This is a genomic window from Priestia sp. FSL H7-0729 (assembly GCF_038005685.1).
In the GTDB taxonomy this organism is placed as follows: Bacteria; Bacillota; Bacilli; order Paenibacillales; family Paenibacillaceae; genus Paenibacillus.
This window is the reverse complement of record NZ_JBBOTQ010000001.1, coordinates 379,195-397,206: the sequence shown is the minus strand read 5'-3', so window position 1 is coordinate 397,206 and position 18,012 is coordinate 379,195. Positions and strand designations below refer to the sequence as shown.

Annotated in this window: 14 protein-coding genes; 2 read left to right on the top strand and 12 right to left on the bottom strand. The window is 46.0% G+C overall.

Translation table 11 applies throughout. The annotated features are described in order from the left end of the window. Positions 1-4 precede the first annotated feature (4 nt). From MHH93_RS01760 to MHH93_RS01740, 5 genes are all read right to left on the bottom strand, one after another. Positions 5-3,559, bottom strand: a complete 3,555-nt coding sequence (locus MHH93_RS01760; RefSeq protein WP_500052483.1) for a DUF4132 domain-containing protein — start codon at positions 3,557-3,559, stop codon at positions 5-7. A gap of 19 nt (positions 3,560-3,578) precedes the next feature. Further along, the gene (locus MHH93_RS01755) at positions 3,579-4,802 is read right to left on the bottom strand and encodes a VWA domain-containing protein (protein ID WP_500052482.1); all 1,224 of its coding nucleotides are present in this window, start codon (positions 4,800-4,802) and stop codon (positions 3,579-3,581) included. After that, positions 4,787-7,255, bottom strand: coding sequence for a DUF5682 family protein (locus MHH93_RS01750; protein WP_500052481.1), 2,469 nt, complete (start codon positions 7,253-7,255; stop codon positions 4,787-4,789). Before MHH93_RS01750 ends, MHH93_RS01755 begins: the two co-directional genes overlap by 16 nt. After that, a complete protein-coding gene (locus MHH93_RS01745; protein ID WP_500052480.1) occupies positions 7,243-8,343 on the bottom strand; it encodes an ATP-binding protein in 1,101 nt (366 codons plus the stop codon). The genes MHH93_RS01750 and MHH93_RS01745 overlap by 13 nt, the downstream gene beginning before the upstream one ends. 426 nt (positions 8,344-8,769) lie before the next feature. After that, on the bottom strand, positions 8,770-9,747 hold the full coding sequence (locus MHH93_RS01740) for an aldo/keto reductase (protein WP_500052478.1): 978 nt from the start codon (positions 9,745-9,747) through the stop codon (positions 8,770-8,772). Positions 9,748-9,949: 202 nt separating this feature from the next. Here MHH93_RS01740 and MHH93_RS01735 point away from each other — a divergent pair, with 202 nt between their 5' ends. After that, positions 9,950-11,134, top strand: a complete 1,185-nt coding sequence (locus MHH93_RS01735; protein ID WP_500053296.1) for a cytochrome P450 family protein — start codon at positions 9,950-9,952, stop codon at positions 11,132-11,134. A 40-nt stretch (positions 11,135-11,174) separates the two neighbouring features. Beyond that, entirely contained in the window at positions 11,175-11,522 is a 348-nt protein-coding gene (locus tag MHH93_RS01730) for a ribosomal protein L7/L12 (protein WP_500052477.1), read from the top strand. 104 nt (positions 11,523-11,626) lie between these two features. On the opposite strand, the gene MHH93_RS01725 is transcribed toward MHH93_RS01730, so the two are convergent. The 7 genes from MHH93_RS01725 to MHH93_RS01695 form a co-directional block, all read right to left on the bottom strand. Further along, on the bottom strand, positions 11,627-12,382 hold the full coding sequence (locus tag MHH93_RS01725) for an SDR family NAD(P)-dependent oxidoreductase (protein ID WP_500052476.1): 756 nt from the start codon (positions 12,380-12,382) through the stop codon (positions 11,627-11,629). Between the two features lie 316 nt (positions 12,383-12,698). Next, on the bottom strand, positions 12,699-14,426 hold the full coding sequence (gene poxB, locus MHH93_RS01720) for a ubiquinone-dependent pyruvate dehydrogenase (protein WP_500052474.1): 1,728 nt from the start codon (positions 14,424-14,426) through the stop codon (positions 12,699-12,701). Positions 14,427-14,687: 261 nt separating this feature from the next. Then, positions 14,688-15,449 (bottom strand): SDR family NAD(P)-dependent oxidoreductase, encoded by a 762-nt coding sequence (locus MHH93_RS01715; RefSeq protein ID WP_500052473.1) that lies wholly within the window; start codon positions 15,447-15,449, stop codon positions 14,688-14,690. Between the two features lie 154 nt (positions 15,450-15,603). Next, a complete protein-coding gene (locus MHH93_RS01710; RefSeq protein WP_076317704.1) occupies positions 15,604-15,909 on the bottom strand; it encodes a Dabb family protein in 306 nt (101 codons plus the stop codon). Between the two features lie 151 nt (positions 15,910-16,060). Further along, entirely contained in the window at positions 16,061-16,312 is a 252-nt protein-coding gene (locus MHH93_RS01705) for a type B 50S ribosomal protein L31 (RefSeq protein WP_062834756.1), read from the bottom strand. A gap of 144 nt (positions 16,313-16,456) precedes the next feature. After that, positions 16,457-16,723: an HPr family phosphocarrier protein gene (locus tag MHH93_RS01700; protein WP_026081056.1), complete on the bottom strand. Its 267-nt coding sequence runs from the start codon at positions 16,721-16,723 to the stop codon at positions 16,457-16,459. A 165-nt stretch (positions 16,724-16,888) separates the two neighbouring features. After that, on the bottom strand, positions 16,889-17,956 hold the full coding sequence (locus tag MHH93_RS01695) for an NAD(P)-dependent alcohol dehydrogenase (RefSeq protein WP_500052470.1): 1,068 nt from the start codon (positions 17,954-17,956) through the stop codon (positions 16,889-16,891). Positions 17,957-18,012 lie beyond the last annotated feature (56 nt).

Sequence of the window (18,012 nt, the reverse complement as noted above, 5' to 3'; positions counted from 1 at the left end):
GTTATCAACGCCCCGTTGCTCTCAGAATATCGTAGATCGTTTCACTGAATACACGACCTGGAACGTTGCCCAGAGCAATCGGTTTGTTGTCACCGTAGTAATAATATTGCTTGTTATTAGGTTTAAAGAAATGTAGAGATTCAAGGGTGATGTCATCCAATCCCTCGTAATACGAAATACTCGTACCACTGAATTGTAATTCCGCAACAAGATCTCCGTACTCTTTATAAAACTCATGATACCAGCCGCCGTCCTGTGCCTGTCCTTTGATCCAACCGTATTTCTCCAGTGCTTTGGGGAAAGACGTTGGTGAGAAGTCAGACTCAGGCAGACGATCGTATTCATTCTTCGTCTTGTCCTCATCTTCAGGCTGATGAATTTCACGATTCAGTTGTTCAAACGGCTGCTTGATCTCGTAATCCTCCAACTGCGTTGTCCAACCTTCAAGCGTCGCCTGATCCAGTTCCAATGGGTGTATAAGTCCCACTTGTGCACCTGAAGGCAGATCAACCTCATCTTCATCCACGGAATTAAAGGTGCCGTCCTCCATATAACGGAACGTACTGATCAGAGCGCCATCCTCATACGTTCCCCAGATCAGACCAACAGCAAATTTTTGCATGATGACATTATCGACAAACAGGGATTTCCACTCATCGGCAGACCATAGACGTTGCTTGGACAATGACTCTTCCAGACGCTGCGCCTGAATGTTAACCATGGATTTGAGATCTTTTTTCAGCTGCGTAAACCGCGCCTTGGACTGTGCTGCGAGTTCAGGATCGTCTTTCTGTGCAGGAGCAGGCAGACTCTTCACGGATTTGCCCGTTTCTTCATTGAGAACAACCACTTGCAGGTCTCCATTGACCTTAATCAGGAAGGAGCGTTCTCCGTAACTCAGCTGCATGGTTCCTTTTTCATCAAAACCAAGCGTAGTGACCAGCCGATCTTCCAATTGTTCCGAGGTAAGTCCCATATTATCAGCTGCAAGCTGCAATGCTTCTTCTGCTGCACCTTTCACTTGTCGGTTCTTCACGCCACGTTTGATCTTGTCAATCGCCATAAGAGCGGATGGATCTTTCAGATAAGCGAGCACTTTTACAGCATCTGCTGCAATCGCGCCACGACTGTTTTCGGTCCATTCCTTAATTTGCGGAGCCAGAATATTCACAATCTGAATATCACCAAAGAGTGCTGAAACATACATCACCCACTTCTCTTTCGCAGGAGCACCTTCCTGAATCCAGACCTGAAGCAATTCACTTGCAAAACGAGCGAGCGATGCCTCACTTACGTAGTCCCGTAATTCATTTAACCTTTCATTGGGACCAGATGTATGATCCAAAGATTGCACCAGCACATAAAGCTTAATTCGGTCATCTACCGGCTGATTATCTTCTGTCCGTATCAGGGAAGGGAGATCTTTCAGGGACAACCAGCTTAGTCTGGACAGCTTTTTGCTATCTGCCTGATCGGCGAGTGCAGCATGAGCATACTCCGGGCTCAGATCCGCGGTATCGAGCAGAATTTGAATCAGGTTCTTCCAATCCGCTGCCTTCTCTTTCTTCAAAAGCTCACCGTACAACTCCTTGCTGTTTTCCAGACTGCGGACTGCGGTCAGAGCCATCTCTTTGATTCCCGCTTTTTTCTCCGAAAGGTATACGAGCGTATACAAGTCCTGATCAGGTATCCGATTGAATTCCGCTAAAGCCACACCGTTGGCCTTCTTGGACGAATCCTGCAATCCGGCACGAACCGCTTCGGCCAGTTGTTTCTTCGAGAGCTCATTACGCTGTTCAAAAGTAATCTCCAGAACTAAAATACGCGTATCCGTTGGCAGTTTCTTGTACTGTGTCAGTGCGTAGTCCAGATTCTGCTGAATGATTCGGCGGTATTCCTCATGTGGCATGGCTTTGTATCTGTAGTCGGTCATGCCATTCAGAGAGATCAGGCTGGTTAGCAATTTCTCGCGTTGCACCTCAGGATCTTGACCATAACGTTGAAGTAGTTTCTCTCCACTAAACGCGTATGAGTTATACATGTCTGAGACAATATCCAGCGTCCAATCGGGATGAGTGGTCAATATTGCGAATCTGCGCATCGCTTCCGACTCCATGGGCAGAAAACTAATACTAATGAGATTATGAACACGCTTCTTGTCCCGATTCAGTTGATTAAACAACCCGCGACTATTCGGGTCTTGCCAATATTCCTCAAGGGTGTTTTCCCCACTTAAATATCTTGCAATCGCAATTCCTTGGCGTCCCCCATCCAATGGATGCCGAAGAGCGTTGAATACCGCTTGCTCCAACGACACCTCCGCATTGGGCAGCTCCAATCCCTGATCCTCCATGAATTTTTGAATGCAGAGTTTAAGGAATGGCGTTTTGATAATCTCGTAAGCTCGAATCGCTTGTTCAGGATGATTCGTGATCGCAGATCGTAACATGTTCCAGGATACGGTATACATATTAAGCTCATCTCTAAGCATTTCAACCAACTGATAAGGCTCATCCAGAGGCAAAAGTCCAGCAAGCAGATCATTCGGACTCTTTGCTCTCGGGTCCATACTTAGCAGGTAACTGCGAACTTCAAGTGGATAAATCTCATGTAACTGATGCAGGGTGTGAAGCAAAATATCCCCGATTTCACTCTTCGCATCAAGAAACCGTTGTTTGCCTCCACTAATATTAATCAGGTACAACAAGGCACTGCTCACCAGTACCATCGTTTGATGGAATACAGCGTGTGAACACTGCTCTTTTGAAGAGTATGACGTATTGGGGTACATCTCAGCTATGAGCTGACTACGCTTCTCCTTGAGGAATTCATCCTTCAATTCTTGGGAAGATCCGTTATGCTTCCCTTGAATGTTACTGACCACTATAGGTTCAATCAACGTATGTAGCTCATCCCGCAACTGATCAGGATCATTCGCCATCACATGTTGAAACAACATTGGCAACGATTGAGCAGAAGATTCAATCTCTGCATTAGAAGGGGTATCACTCAGCTTCGAATATAGTTGCAGGAGCATTAATGCATTAATGACATCCCGATAATTCCCCTGACTGTCCGCTTTTTTGGAATCAAAAAGCCACTGGGCACGTTTTAATTTACTCTTCAATTCAGCCAGAATTTCGTTTTCGCCCGCAAACTGTTTGATCTTCTCCAACCGGGCCAACAACCCGCCCATGCGATCAGAACTTTTGCTTTTCCCGCTTAAGCCGTAGGCTTCTGAATCATTTCCCATACAGATGGTAAAGGCATCCGTTCTCCATGTATTTCTTTTGGAATAAGTCGATTCCAGATATATCACAATAGCCCCTGCACGGTAAAAGATGTCTCCATCCTCTTTTTTGGCGAGCTTCATGAGCAGATCAATCGTTTGATATACATAATGACTCGAATTTCCCAACATATCCGGGAACTTGTCTGTCGTTCCCAAGACATAATCAATAATCTCGGAGCTTCGATCTGTTTTTAATGAATACTCGTTTGAACACGTTACTGCGAATTTTTCCACCAAAGTTTCTACTGCACGGTCTGCGGTAAGCATTACACATTCCTCCTTGAATTTAAGTGATGATCTCGCCAATCCAATCCGCAAGTTCGTTAGGCGTAATGGCTGCTACATGTGCGCCCATATTGGTTAACGTCTGTGCTGCGTGTTGGTTATAGACTGAATTCCCGTTAAAATCGAGCGCAGTGAGAACCAGCAATTTGCAGCCTGCATCGATGATATCTTTACAGGCTTTGTACATCTGTGCAATCGGGTAACCTTCCTCCAGGTCACTGACCAGAATAAAGATCGTCTTGCCCGGATTATCGATCAGCGTCTCGCCATAACGCAACGCTTTGGTAATATGTGTCCCCCCGCCCAGCTGTACATTCATAAGCACGTCTACGGGGTCTTCCAGTCTGTCGCTCAAGTCAACCACTTGCGTATCAAATATGAATAGTTTGGTTCGTAGCGCATTCAGGCGATAGAAGATGCTGGCCATTACCGAACTATAGATAACTGAATCCAGCATACTGCCACTTTCATCCACACCAATGATGATGTTCCACTTGTTATGAGGCTGTATATTCCCGTCGAAATACAGTCGATCAATCACAAATCTGCGCTTGTTCTTATCATAATTCTTCAAATTTTTGGTGATGGTTCTTTTGAAATTCAGATTGCGTAAGGATCTTACTGAACTGGAGGTATAGCGACTGCGCTTACCCATGATACTGGCTCGAGTCTGAGATTCAAGCTTGCTTCGGAGTTCCTCAACCACCGTCCGCACGATCTCTTTGGCGCTCTTCAACACCTCACCTTTCATTCGGCCTTTGAACTGCATAATGTTCTTGAGCAGATTCATGTTGGGTTCAAGGGATTCAAGCAGCTTTTTGTCTGTTAACAATTCGGTCAGTCCATAGCGGTCGAGTGCCTGTTTCTCCAAAATTTCTACCGTAGGTTTGGGGAATAGCCCCCTAACCTTGTGCAACCATTTCGGTACAGTCAGATTGGACGCACCTCGTCCTCCCTCTTTTCGGTAACCTTGTTCTTCACCGTATTCACGGTTATAGAGATACCCCAGAATCTCATCCATTTCCGTATATTGAAATTCATTCGAAGTGTATTGGTCTGTATTGCACAGCCCTTCTTCGGCCGATTCACCGAGAATCAGACGCCAGCGATTTAAGGTTTCAGCAGAAGGATGCTCCCCTCGTTTGCCTCCATCCAGATTGGACCTTTCATGGTTATCTCTGGATTCGCCCGCTCTCCGATTCGCCTCATTCATATTAGCTTCCATGCGGCAAACTCCTTTCGAAGCGCTTCGTCCCATGCTTTGGACTGGATCAGCATCTGTTCATCAACCGCAGGTCTCGACATCTCCTCTGGCTCAACCTGATGCAGACTTGCCACCCGTTCAGCAATCAAGCCCGTCTCCATTGGTGTAAAGTAGGTGAATGCCAACCGCAATTCCGGTACCATACTGATGAAATCGTCGTATGACAGCTTTTCAATTAAAACATTCAACTCGGATAAGAGCTGATCTTCATATAAAAAAGCGTCACGTGCTACCGTGAATACACCTTGTAAAAAAAGTGCCGTTTGACGGGTCTGATCCGGTGTACCATGGATATAACTGCGAGCACGATCAACAATCTCATCCCTGGGCCTGTCGCCGAGCCCTGAGGAAATAGCTACACATACTCCCTCCAATTGAGCCGGAAGCTGGTGATCAGACAGAAGCTCATTCAGATGAATTCGGAATGTCTCATCCCGAAAATACGCCTCTGATGACTCCGCGAGCATGGCTAGCAGCTTCAATCCCTGAATAATGCCTTCATGTTCATCCGGATTGGCTCTGGAGAGCTGTAGCAACTTGTCCACAGCGTTCCTAAAAGCTTCGGATACAAGATCAGGCAGATGTTGCTCTTCAGATAATCCTAGTAGCCTGCGGTGCTGGTGAATTCGGTTCAAGACTTGCAAGCTGTTACATAAGGATAGAAAATTCCCGTCGGTTCTCAGCGCCGAGCGCACCTGTTCATAGAGCTTCATTGCTGTGTCTTGAAGCCCCATGAGCAGTGCTTGAAGCATGAGCCCGGCAAGTTCACCGCTATGATGATCCGGGATCTCCTGCATCTGTTCTTCCATTTTGCGTGTGGCTGCTCCAGCAAGCGTTCCGCCATAGAGGGAGTTCTCTATTAATCGGGATTCAATGCGGGAAGAGTACATATAAACCCAGGTTTCGCGAACCAGATTCATGTCACGCTCTGCGATCCAGTCTGGCCCCGATTGCCGTTTCGCGAATTCTGGAACCAGATAGGTGATGCATTGAATCAATTGGCTTATCTGACGATGCTCCGGTTTCGCATACAGATCCAGCACTTTCTTGTGTTGTCCTGTTGTGCGAATCTGCAATTTGTAGACTGTACAACGCGCCTTGAAATCCTCCACGATGGGGATACTGAATGAATTGGGAGCCACGCTTCCAATGACGTCTCCTGTCAACAACTGCTGTAGCTCTTGCAACGGTTTATCGGTAGCCAAGGTAAGCTCCCCCTTCACAAAGGAAGAGAGTGCTGCATCCATCAACTCGTAGACGCCGCCTTCCCTTTTACCCCGCAGCCCGGCAAGCCCCTGAATCATACTGTACGCCTCAATCGCATCACTGGTTGATACATGTTCGTGACCGTCCCGCAATGTGCGCATCAGCCGAGACAATAAGTCCAGAGCCGTTAGATTGTAAGGTGTCCTCTTCTTGCGGAGCAGCTGGTTCCAGATCTGATTGTAATAATTCACATAGGGCATGCCGCTTGCATATCCATTAAGCCGATCCGCTTCAGCAAAAGTATAGACCATCGGGTACATCTGTTGGTGAACCGCACTTGGTTCAACCGCACATTGTGGAGACGTACCTGTTTTACCTTGTTCAACTGAAAATTGATCCGCCTGCTGTTTATCCATCTTCGACTGTTTCAAGTCGGATTCATGTTTCTCCGGCACTAACAGTCCATACGTATGAAATCCACCAGTAATGACAAGCACACGGTCATGCTCCTGTACCGCTTGTTGAATGCGTTGTTTCATATGTGCTTCCCTTGCCAGATCACCAGTAGAGTGTAATCGTTCCACGGAATAGCACATTCGGGAAAGTGTGCAATATGTGAATACATCCTGTACGAATTCGGGGGTGGATTTTTCCAGACCGCCAATCTCAAACACTTTTTCCCACAATTCATCAAAACTGCGACAGTTTGTTTTTTGGCACAACCGGTTAATGAAGTCAGACCCCGCAAGCAAGGTTTCGTCTTGAATGGAGATCTCCTTTTGTTCTATCTGGCCGGATTTGGATGCACGAGTGGAGAAATGTTGATAGTCCAGATCAATAAACTTCGCCGGAATGTCCAGTCGTTTTGCTTCTTTCAAAGCCACATATTCTGGCGAATAACGAAGCATCGGATAATAGCAAGCTTCTCTTTCCAATTCAATCTCATAAGTGTAGTACAGACTGACAGGAGGTAAGGTTGCCTCATCACTCAAAACCGAAATTAATGGATTACCACTCTCTGGTCCTTCAATCAGAATGATATCTGGCTTGTACTCTTCGATTAAACGTAACAAGTGATATGAACATGCGGGACTATGATGTCGTATTGGATAATAGACCGTATGATTACTCAGGTTATACACCTGGGATTCGAACAAGGATTGCAACTGATCAACATCAGGGTCCAGCACTGCTGTTAACCGATCCATTTTTTCTCCTCATAATAGTCCTTCCACATTCCCTCTTCCCTGGAACGCTCTTTTACGACCTTGGAGAAGTAGGTTTTGAGAATGGACAGATCCTTGTCGTTTTCCTTTGCAATCGTCCCTAGCATGTTCTGAACTAACCGATCAAGCGCAATAGCCTTATCTTCGTAGTAATAGGAAGTCATCGCACTCTGGACATAGACAGACACTGCTTCTGCTGTACTCATTGAGGCTTGAGGTGTATCGAGCTTGTAGCCTTCCCGTGTCATGCCGGTGCGCAGTTCCATAAATGTTGTAGCCAGCAATTCAACCACATCCGGGTTAATGTCAATATCAATTCCACTATGTAATAACAGGCTTCGTGCCTGGGATTCAATAATTTTGGCTTCCATCTTCACGTTATGAATGGGTTTGATTGTTTCAAAATTGAAGCGCCGTTTCAAGGCACCGCTCATTTCGTTAACACCTTTATCCCGAATATTGGCTGTAGCAATAACGTTAAATCCCGGCTGGGCAAACAGTACACCGCCATCCAATTCAGGAATGCTCATGACCTTGTCACTGAGAATACTGATCAGACTATCCTGCGCTTCAGCGGGACAACGTGTGATCTCTTCGAAACGGGTAAGAATGCCTTTCTTCATTCCGTTATATAACGGCGATGGCACAAGTGCAGCTTCCGAAGGGCCTTTGTTCAGCAACATGGCATAATTCCATGAATACTTGATCATGTCTTCCGTCGTACCTGCTGTACCTTGAATCGTGTTCAGACTCGTACCGGAGATTGCAGCGGTCAGAAGTTCACTAAGCATGGTCTTGGCTGTTCCGGGTTCTCCCACAAGCATTAACCCCCGATTGCCTGCCAGAGTGACTACTGCACGTTCGATCAACACGTCATTGCCATAAAATTTGCGGGTAATCGGGATTTCTTCTCCATTTAATAGCGCTGGCTTATCCCTGCCAATAATAAAATCACGCACATAGGCGGGAGATAACAGCCAGTTCGGAGGGCGTTTTCCCTGATCCTCTTCTCGCAGTGCACGTAATTCAACCTCATATAATATCTCGGCGGGTGGTTTAAGCATCTCCATCGTCAAGGTGTCTCCTCTCACATAACAGATCGTATGTTCTTATTCCTATCATTTTATCACAGCACTCGAACAACTACCCGGTAAAACGATAAAAATGGTTGAAACGTCCTTCTTATCAGCATTCTTCCTAAGTCCATGGACATAGCCTCTAGCACAAATATGAAGGTGAAATATCCTCACAGTCGTGCCAAAACACGGGTTTTTAATCCGAACAGCATGCTTATAACTAGTACATTTGCATTGTAGGTCATATGATCCTAGGAATCATTACACTTCCCATATTGTGTTTCAACCAAATGAGGACGAATATTACGATGAATATTACAAAGAAGACACAGGTCAACAACCGATGTCTTCTTATACATTCTTATTTCACCCGATATCAATTAATTTTGATCGAGAATACTCATCTCTCAGATGTTCCTGCTACATTCTACGCCCGCATGAAGCGGAATACAGCTCGTACCACTCATAACGGGTAAGCTCAATATTGATTGCATCACGACAGGCCAGAATACGTTCTGGTCGAATCGAACCAATGACAGGCTGAATCCCTGCTGGATGCTTCATTAACCAAGCCAGTACAATAGCTTCCGGTGTCACCCCACGCTCCTTGGCCATTCGATCAACCCGCCCAGCCGTATGCTCAATCTCCGGACGTTGTCCCTCAACCACTCTGCCCGTAAATCGTCCTTGAGCAAGTGGCCCCCATGCCTGTAGTTGAATAAGTTCTGCCTGACAATATTCCATGGTGCCATAGGGAAATACGTTGTCTCTGGCTTGGGGGCGATTCACCGTCACACCAGCTTCTACGAATCCGATCTTGTCGAGACTCATCTCCAGCTGATTCACTATTAGAGGTACTCTACTATGAAGCTGAAGAAGTCGAATCTGTTCAGACCCCATATTAGACACACCAAAATGGCGTACTTTACCGGAATGATGCAGATCAGCCAGGGCTTCTCCAATCTCTTGTGGATGGGCGAGCGGATCAGGACGGTGTAACAGCAAAATATCCAGATATTCGATTCCGAGTCGATCCAGAATACCGTCTACACTCGCCAGGATATGTGCACCTGAGGTGTCATAACGCTGCGGTCCTTCATCATCCCCCACAAGACGTATACCACACTTCGACTGTATAATGATCTGTTCGCGTAAGCCAGGAGTTTCGGATAAAACTCGCCCCAATACATGCTCTGCCTTACCGCGTGTGTATATATCCGCCAGATCAAAATGGTTAATGCCTATTTCGATCGCAGCTTCTACCGCTCGATGACCTTCCACGACAAGATCTGAGGTAATGGGGAGCCCGTCCCATTCACCCCCAAACCGCATACAGCCAAGAACCATTCGACTTGCCGGAATCTGGTGGTGATGCAAAGGAAGTTGTGCGTAAGACATGTCAGCGTTCACCTCATTTTAATTTTACGAAGTTTGGTTATGGATTCTCTCTACCATGTCTTCTTCCAACTCCCTCTATTTTCCTGCACTATTATCCACATGGACCAAAAACAAGGTTTCAAAAGCCTACGTATTGAATATATAGAAGGTGCAGATATATGAAGGAATATGAGAGGAGATTTTGCATTTGAAACCGAATGAAATGAACGAATCCTCAAAACCAGCGTTTTTTACCAAAGAATTCACGCAAAACCCTTACCCGGTATATGAAAAGTTAAGAAAAGATGAGCCTGTTTTCAGAGTCATGTTTCCACATGGAGAATTCGGCTGGATTATTACCCGATACGAGGATGCCGTCCAGATACTGAAAGATCCGCGTTTCAGCAAAGACATGGTCCGACGTTACGGCGCTGACAATCAAAGTATTTTCTCGAATAATATGTTATTTTCTGATCCGCCAGATCATAGACGTCTTCGGGGACTTGTGCAAAAAGCTTTCACGCCCAAAATGGTCGCAGACATGCGAAGCCATATTCAGGACATTGCTGATGATCTGCTGGACAATCTTCCATCACAGGAAAAAATGAATCTGATCGATGACTTTGCCTTCCCGCTGCCCATCATTGTGATTAGTGAGATTCTGGGAGTACCTCTTGAGGATCGTGACAAATTCCGCATGTGGTCCAATACGGTAATTGATGCCTCCACAGCCGAGAGTGCCGAGCTGTTTGAGCAGCATGCCAAGGAGTTTACGGATTACCTTACGGCCTGGTTCGCGAAAGTACGCCAGAATCCCGGCGCTGATCTGATCAGCCAGCTCGTCATTGCAGAAGAATCAGGGCAGCAGTTAACTGAACAAGAACTGCTTGGCGTTGTCTCCTTATTAATCATTGCCGGTCATGAAACAACGGTTAATCTCATCGGCAACGGCATTCTCGCCCTGCTGGAGCATCCGGAGCAACGCGAACTGCTGATCAAGCAGTCCCAGCTTATTCACAATGCCATTGAAGAGATGCTTCGTTACAACGGACCGGTGGAGTTCAGCACATCTCGCTGGGCTCTGGAAGATATTGAATTCCGTGGAGAGCACATCGCTCAAGGTGAACTTGTTATCGTTGCGCTTGATTCGGCTAATCGGGACGAACAGCAGTTTAAGGATGCTGATATCTTCGACATTACCCGCGAGAAGAGTTCACATCTGGCCTTTGGCAAAGGCATTCACCTTTGTCTCGGAGCACCGCTTGCACGCCTGGAAGGTGAGATTGCGGTCAGCACACTTCTGAAACGTTTTCCAAATATACAGCTTCAGGCAGATGTGAATGAACTGGAATGGAGACCTGGCATGATTGTTCGTGGTGTCAAGGAAATCCCGGTTCAACTTAAATAATGGCTAATGAGGAATACATGAAAGTGAGGCACATGACATCATGGAAATGAACACCTTGGTATGGATTGTTTTGCTGCTTCTGATCCTTGTATTACTGGTCAGAGTCACCAGCCTGCAACGCCAATTGAATGAATTGAAAAGAGATGTGGAGCGTCTGGAGAATGGTTCAACCGCAACCTCCAGCCCACGCTCCAACTTCAATTACACCTTGTCGCCGAAGGAAGCATCTCCTTCACACACAAGCCATCCAGCCCCAACGGATCTGGATCAGGAGCTGCTTGCACTTATACAACAAGGGAAAAAAATTATGGCGATCAAACGACTGCGCGAGGCCAGAGGTCTATCCTTGAAAGAAGCCAAAGACTATGTCGATGCACTGGATCGGTAGACGAATTGTAAAGCAAAAGAGAAAACAAAAAGAGAGGTCACTGTACGCATACAGTGACCTCTCTTTGACCATTTTAACGATTCTATTGCCGATAAGCTTAACGCTTATTGGGCTGTAACTGCACCATCAATCGGATATACTGCACCATTGATATACGGCGCTTCATCTCCCAGAAGGAAGGAAACCAGGTTCGCGATCTCTTCCGGTCTGCCAAGGCGTCCAGATGGAATGCTGTCCACCGTTGCTTTGAACACTTCAGGGTTATCTTTACCAAACTGAACAACCATTGGTGTCTCAATAGTGCCTGGCGCAATCGCGTTCACACGAATGTTATCCTTGCCATATTCAATTGCAGCTGTGCGGGTCAAACCGACCACGCCATGTTTGGTTGCTGCATAAGGTGCCACCGCGGGTACACCAACAATACCAGCTGTAGAGGCTGTATTCAGAATGGAACCCCCACCTGTCTTGAGCATTTCCGTAATCACATATTTCAACCCGTAGAACACACTTCTCAGGTTAATATCAATAATCTGGTCAAACTGCTCGATCGAATGTTCAATCAACTTGATCCCAGGACCCGCAATACCAGCATTATTAAAGAACATGTCGATTCGCCCGAACTCTTCGACTGCTTTTTTTACATAATTCTCAACTTCAGGTGCTTTACTCACATCTGCTTGTACAAAAATAGCTTTACTTCCCAGCTTCTCAATCTGCTTAACGGTTTCACGACCTGTCTCTTCGACAAGATCCACAACAACAATGGATGCGCCCTTTTCAGCCAGCTTTAGCGCTGCTGCTTGGCCCAATCCACTTCCTGCTCCAGTAATAATGGCTACTTTTCCTGCGTGACTCATGTTGATCTCCTCCATGGGTGTGTGTCATCTGGTGATTGTTCAGATACGATACGAAAACGTACGTACATGCAATGTTGCCATATGTAGGTCAAAAATGGCATAAATCTTTCCTGCCTTTACCTATTCTAATAGACTTTCGACATAAAAACAAATCATATAATATGTATTCATACTATATAACATGGCACATTTTCAGCGGTTTTATTGAAGGAGCACGCACATTAATGTCTTGCTGCATGCTCCTATTTTACATCTACAATACTTTTAAGATCGGTATCCATACCACTTCAAATGGGTCAGTTGCATATCGTAATGCCTATCTCAGCAGATTGGTTTTTGCCAATTCAATAATTTCGTCACCGCGTCCGTTTAACACGGCTTTCATCATCCATAAAGTGAATCCTTCCGCCTGTTTGAACTCAATCTTCGGAGGTAAGGACAATTCCTGACGGTTCACCACGACATCAATCAGTACAGGACCATCATGCTGAAGTGCACGCTGCACAGCTCCCTCCAGTTCAGCCGGATCTTCAACCCGAATCCCTTCCATGCCCATGGCCTGAGCAACCATCGCAAAGTTGGGATTGACAAGCTCTGTTCCTGATTCCAGGAATCCGGCAGCCTTCATCTCCAGCTCAACAAAACCGAGTGCTCCATTATTAAACACCACAACTTTGATCGGCAGATTATGCTGTTTCAATGTCAACAGATCACCCATCAGCATCGTAATACCACCATCACCCGACAACGAGATGACTTGTCTTCCCGGATCAGCGACCTGAGCGCCAATTGCCTGTGGCAAAGCGTTTGCCATCGTACCATGACTGAATGAACCAAGCAGCCTGCGATTACGAGACATCTCAATATAACGGGCCGCCCATACTGTCGGTGTACCGACATCACAGGTGAAGATGGCATTTTCAGCTGCAGCATCACTAATGACCTTTGTCAGGTACTGTGGATGGATAGGCTTTTTACCCGGTTTTCCAACGGCTAGCTCGTCCAGTTCTTTACGTACTTTCACATAACGATCCACACTTTTACTCAAATGTTTGTCACTGTGTTCTTCTGTTAGATATGGAAGCAAAGTTTCAATGGTTGCTTTTACATCCCCACATACGCCATAATCCAGCTTCGTACGCCGACCGAGATGGGTAGATTGAATGTCGACCTGAAGCACTTTCGCATCTTCGGGATAAAATTGACGATATGGGAAATCCGTTCCCAGCATCAATAATACATCACAGTCCATCATGGCATGATAACCGGATGAATACCCGATTAGGCCAGTAAGGCCGACAGAGTAGGGGTTGTCATACTCCAAATATTCCTTGCCTCTTAACGCAATAACCATGGGGGATTTCAACCGATCACAGAGCTGCATAAGGGATTCCCGAGCGCCTGCGCAGCCTGCACCGCACAACAACGTAATTTTTTTGCCTTGATTCAGATATTCTGCCAATTTCACGAGTTCCGGCTCAGAAGGATGTACCACAGGATTGGTCGCGTGATATACATGCTCTGGCACAGGCAGATCCGCCGCTTCAAGTCCAGCTACATCCCCCGGCAATACAACGACAGATACACCTGAACGTGCGACTGCTGTCTGGATGGCCATCGTAAGGGAACGAGGCATCTGTTTCGCTGTTGTAATCACTTCACAATAATCGCTACATTCCTGGAACAGATACTCCGGATGAGTCGCCTGAAAATATTCGCTGCCAATCTCGTCACTCGGGATATGGGCAGCGATGGCGAGTACAGGCACACGATTGCGATGACAGTCGTACAGACCGTTAATCAGATGCATGTTACCAGGCCCGCTACTTCCTGCGCAGACAGCGATACTTCCACTAACCTCAGCGTCTGCCCCAGCAGCAAATGCAGCCACTTCTTCATGTCGCACATGAATCCATTCGATCTTGCCCGAACGACGGATGGAATCAAGTACCGCATTCAAGGAGTCTCCAACAATGCCATATATGCGTTTGATGCCAGCGTTCAATAAGGATTCAACCAGAACGTCCGCGACTGTTTTTTTCATAAGTGATAGGTCTCCTTTAATTGCTCATTTTGATTATGTTTCCACTCTGTTAATATACCTATTCTTATACCCCAATCTTCTGAAACCCGAACCAAATCATATGTATGTCTGGATATATAAAACGAAAAACCTGCCCCTTAAATCGTTATTACAGTGTTAGCAAAATGCCAAAAAATCCGCTTGTCGAATGACAAACGGATTACGGTTAAACTCAATTTATTCATATTTTATGTGGATTTCCAACCAAATCCAACGCGTACACTAGATGGCAGGCATCACATTTCCGCCACTTACCGGGATATAGGCACCCGTGATAAATGAGGACAGATCCGAAGCAAGAAAAGCTACCGCATTGGCGATTTCCTGATCTTCACCCCTGCGTTGGAGTGGTACAGTCCGCGTATATGCCTCATCATGTCCAGGCTCACTGGAGCGATCACGCTCACTAATCGTCCATCCAGGTGCAACCTGGTTTACAGTAATCTGATACTCGCCTACCTCTTTGGCAAGCACCCGATATACGCCATCCATGCCACGTTTGCCAGCAGTGTAGGCAGATTGGTGAGCGAAGTTTTGCATCGCACATTCCGTATTAATGCCAATGAATCGACCGGCTTTGACATCTTTCATATGAGGAATGAAAGCTTTGGCTAGATACACACTCTGCATAACACAGGATTCGAATTGGCTTAAGTAATCTTCAGGAGACTGTTCCAACACCGTTGTCCATTCATATTGAATGACCGCATTGGCAACGACGATATCCACTCCGCCGAGGACAGGCTGAATCTCATCACGCACCCGAAATGCCGTATCCTGCTTCGTAATATCTCCCTGTACAATTACAGCCTTACGACCAAGTGCTTTAATTTCATCCTGAAGCTCCCGGGCCTTGGTATCATTATTTATATAATGTAGAGCCAGATTGGCGCCACAGGCTGCCAACGTGCGGGCGATCACTCTCCCCAGTTGACCCGTTGCGCCTGTAACCAGAGCCGTTTTTCCGATGAGATCCAATTGCATAACAGCAAAAACCTCCTTTAATTTATTTTATCGAAAACGGTTTCGAAAAACGCTATACTCTCTCGCTAATCACAAATATGAAGAGAAGAATACAGCATTATACAATGCTGTATATGGTAAGTCAGCTTTCTTCCCTATATGTAGAGAAAGAATATTAATTATGATGTTGAATAAGATCAATTTCCTGGAAGCGACTGACTTCCTTTTCCCAACGCTCTTCTACATATTGACGGTGAACCGGGTGATTGTTGTATGCATCATACGCAGCCTGATCCGCAAAGACCATCGAAAAGCTGTAGTCAAACTCATTCTTCTCACTTACCTGTTTCAGAACCTGAAATTGCTCTACCCCAGGAATGACAGCCAGTGCATCCGAACTTTCCTTCAAAAAGGCTTCGGCCTCCGGTGTATCTTTACCCGCGTAAAGTGTAAACGTTACCATATGTGTGATGCTGCTCATCTCTATTTCCTCCTCCAATATGTTCGTACTCTGTTTCCTAGTGTACATCCGAATGTGTTGTAAGCGCAATAATTGGTTGAATTAATTTTTATTAATACACAAAAAAACCTCAGGACGAATCCCGAGGTTTTCTTGTAATGTATGGACAAACTTATTTGTTGATGTTGTATTTACGGTTAAATTTATCAACACGGCCACCGATATCCACGTTTCTTTGTTTACCAGTGAAGAACGGGTGGGATGCGGAGCTAGTGTCCACACGGATTACTGGGTAAGAGTTACCGTCTTCCCATTCCATAGTTTCGTTAGAGAACTTCGTGGAAGAACTCAGGAATTTGAAATCAGCACTTGCATCGTAAAAAATTACGAGTTGTGTCTTTGGATGGATGTCAACTTTTGGCATAATCTATTTACACTCCTTTAATATGGGTACTTCTTTAGAATCAAACTAAATTTTATTATACTCTTTTTTTGGACAAAGTACCAGCAGGATTTGAGGAATACCTAAAAAAAATATGATTACTGTGATTTTGCACCTAATCAGTTGTTACGCCGTCCCTTTCTCCAGTACATTCAACATGTACTCCAAAGCCTCCAGTTCATCCCTGCCCCTTGTCTGTAATCTGACAACACTACCATATCGAATGGGAAGTAACGCCATTCCAAGCAGGCTTTTGACATCTACACGATGCTCATGCTCAGACTCCATATACGACAAAATAATATCCGAGGAAAAACGTGACGCTTGAGAAGATACCGACATCAGATCATCCCGATGAAAATCAGCGTGTATCATAAATTCATGTACTCTCACAACCTTCATTTCCTTTCGCTAGGTACTTGTTCACCGTTATGGTGTGTATCCTTTTATATATTAAAATCTTCATGAATTATACCATGTTATGGGAGCTTGTCATCCCTTTATTTCGTAAAAAAAACAAAAAAGAGTCCTGAACTGCCGGACTCTTTCAAGTGGTTCTTATCTGCCGTTCGGATATACCATGACCTTCAAACTACCGCTCTTATTGTGTAATGCACGCTCCATCGCTTGCTGTGTCTCTTCGAGTGAATAACGATCTGTAATCAGGGACATTACGTCATGCTGACCAGAGCTCAGGAACTCTATCCCTGCCGGATACGTGTTGGCATAACGAAATATGCCATAGATATCAACTTCATTGTCCGCAATAAAGGGAACATTGAGTGCGATCTCATCCTGTGCAGGCAGGCCCACAATCGCCAGTTTTCCTCCACGTCGAAGGGAATACAGAGCGGATTGTAGTGCCTTCGGATTTCCCGCTGTTTCCCATGCGGTATCGACACCCAGACCATTGGTTAACTCGCGAATCACAGCCAGCGCGTCTTCATTCCGCACATTAATGGTATGAGTGGCCCCCATCCGGCGGGCTGCTTCCAGCCGAACTTCCTCCAGATCCGTTACAATGATCTTCTCTGCACCAAAAGATTTGGCAGCAGCCACAGCCATCAGTCCAACGGGACCCATACCCATAATCGCAAGAGTCGTACCCGGAGCAAACTTGCTCCGGCGTGCAGCGTGAATCCCAACAGAGAATGGCTCGTTCATGGCTGCTTCTTCATAAGACAGATGATCCGGGATCGGGAATACCATGTCTTCACGCATCACCATGTATTGTACAAATGCGCCATCCACCGGAGGGGTCGCCAGAAATTGTACATCTGGACACAGGTTATAGCGACCTTCCTTGCATGCCGTGCAACGTCCGCAAGTCACCCCAGGCTCAATAGCAACCCGATCGCCTGTTTTCAAACGTGATACGTTCGAGCCCACAGCAGCAATGATCCCCGCACACTCATGTCCCAGAATGATTGGTTTCTCCACTACAAATCTGCCGATGCGTCCATGTTCAAAATAATGCACATCCGAGCCGCACACACCTACAGCCATCACCTGAATTAACACCTCATCTGCTGCGGGCTGCGGAACGGGTTGTTCCTCAATAATAATGTGTCCTGGCTCTGTCATGACAGCGGCCTTCATGAACTCGGGCAGTTGATGTTGTCCCATACGTATCTCCTCCTCAGGTATGTCCATGCTGTCTATTCTACATCAAAGAAAACAAG

What these genes read in the sequence shown, in the direction of transcription:
- MHH93_RS01760 (WP_500052483.1), bottom strand. Translation starts at nt 3,559, where the DNA reads ATGCTTACCGCAGACCGTGCAGTAGAAACTTTGGTGGAAAAATTCGCA.
- MHH93_RS01755 (WP_500052482.1), bottom strand. Translation starts at nt 4,802, where the DNA reads ATGGAAGCTAATATGAATGAGGCGAATCGGAGAGCGGGCGAATCCAGA.
- MHH93_RS01750 (WP_500052481.1), bottom strand. Translation starts at nt 7,255, where the DNA reads ATGGATCGGTTAACAGCAGTGCTGGACCCTGATGTTGATCAGTTGCAA.
- MHH93_RS01745 (WP_500052480.1), bottom strand. Translation starts at nt 8,343, where the DNA reads ATGGAGATGCTTAAACCACCCGCCGAGATATTATATGAGGTTGAATTA.
- MHH93_RS01740 (WP_500052478.1), bottom strand. Translation starts at nt 9,747, where the DNA reads ATGTCTTACGCACAACTTCCTTTGCATCACCACCAGATTCCGGCAAGT.
- MHH93_RS01735 (WP_500053296.1), top strand. Translation starts at nt 9,950, where the DNA reads ATGAACGAATCCTCAAAACCAGCGTTTTTTACCAAAGAATTCACGCAA.
- MHH93_RS01730 (WP_500052477.1), top strand. Translation starts at nt 11,175, where the DNA reads ATGGAAATGAACACCTTGGTATGGATTGTTTTGCTGCTTCTGATCCTT.
- MHH93_RS01725 (WP_500052476.1), bottom strand. Translation starts at nt 12,382, where the DNA reads ATGAGTCACGCAGGAAAAGTAGCCATTATTACTGGAGCAGGAAGTGGA.
- poxB (WP_500052474.1), bottom strand. Translation starts at nt 14,426, where the DNA reads ATGAAAAAAACAGTCGCGGACGTTCTGGTTGAATCCTTATTGAACGCT.
- MHH93_RS01715 (WP_500052473.1), bottom strand. Translation starts at nt 15,449, where the DNA reads ATGCAATTGGATCTCATCGGAAAAACGGCTCTGGTTACAGGCGCAACG.
- MHH93_RS01710 (WP_076317704.1), bottom strand. Translation starts at nt 15,909, where the DNA reads ATGAGCAGCATCACACATATGGTAACGTTTACACTTTACGCGGGTAAA.
- MHH93_RS01705 (WP_062834756.1), bottom strand. Translation starts at nt 16,312, where the DNA reads ATGCCAAAAGTTGACATCCATCCAAAGACACAACTCGTAATTTTTTAC.
- MHH93_RS01695 (WP_500052470.1), bottom strand. Translation starts at nt 17,956, where the DNA reads ATGGGACAACATCAACTGCCCGAGTTCATGAAGGCCGCTGTCATGACA.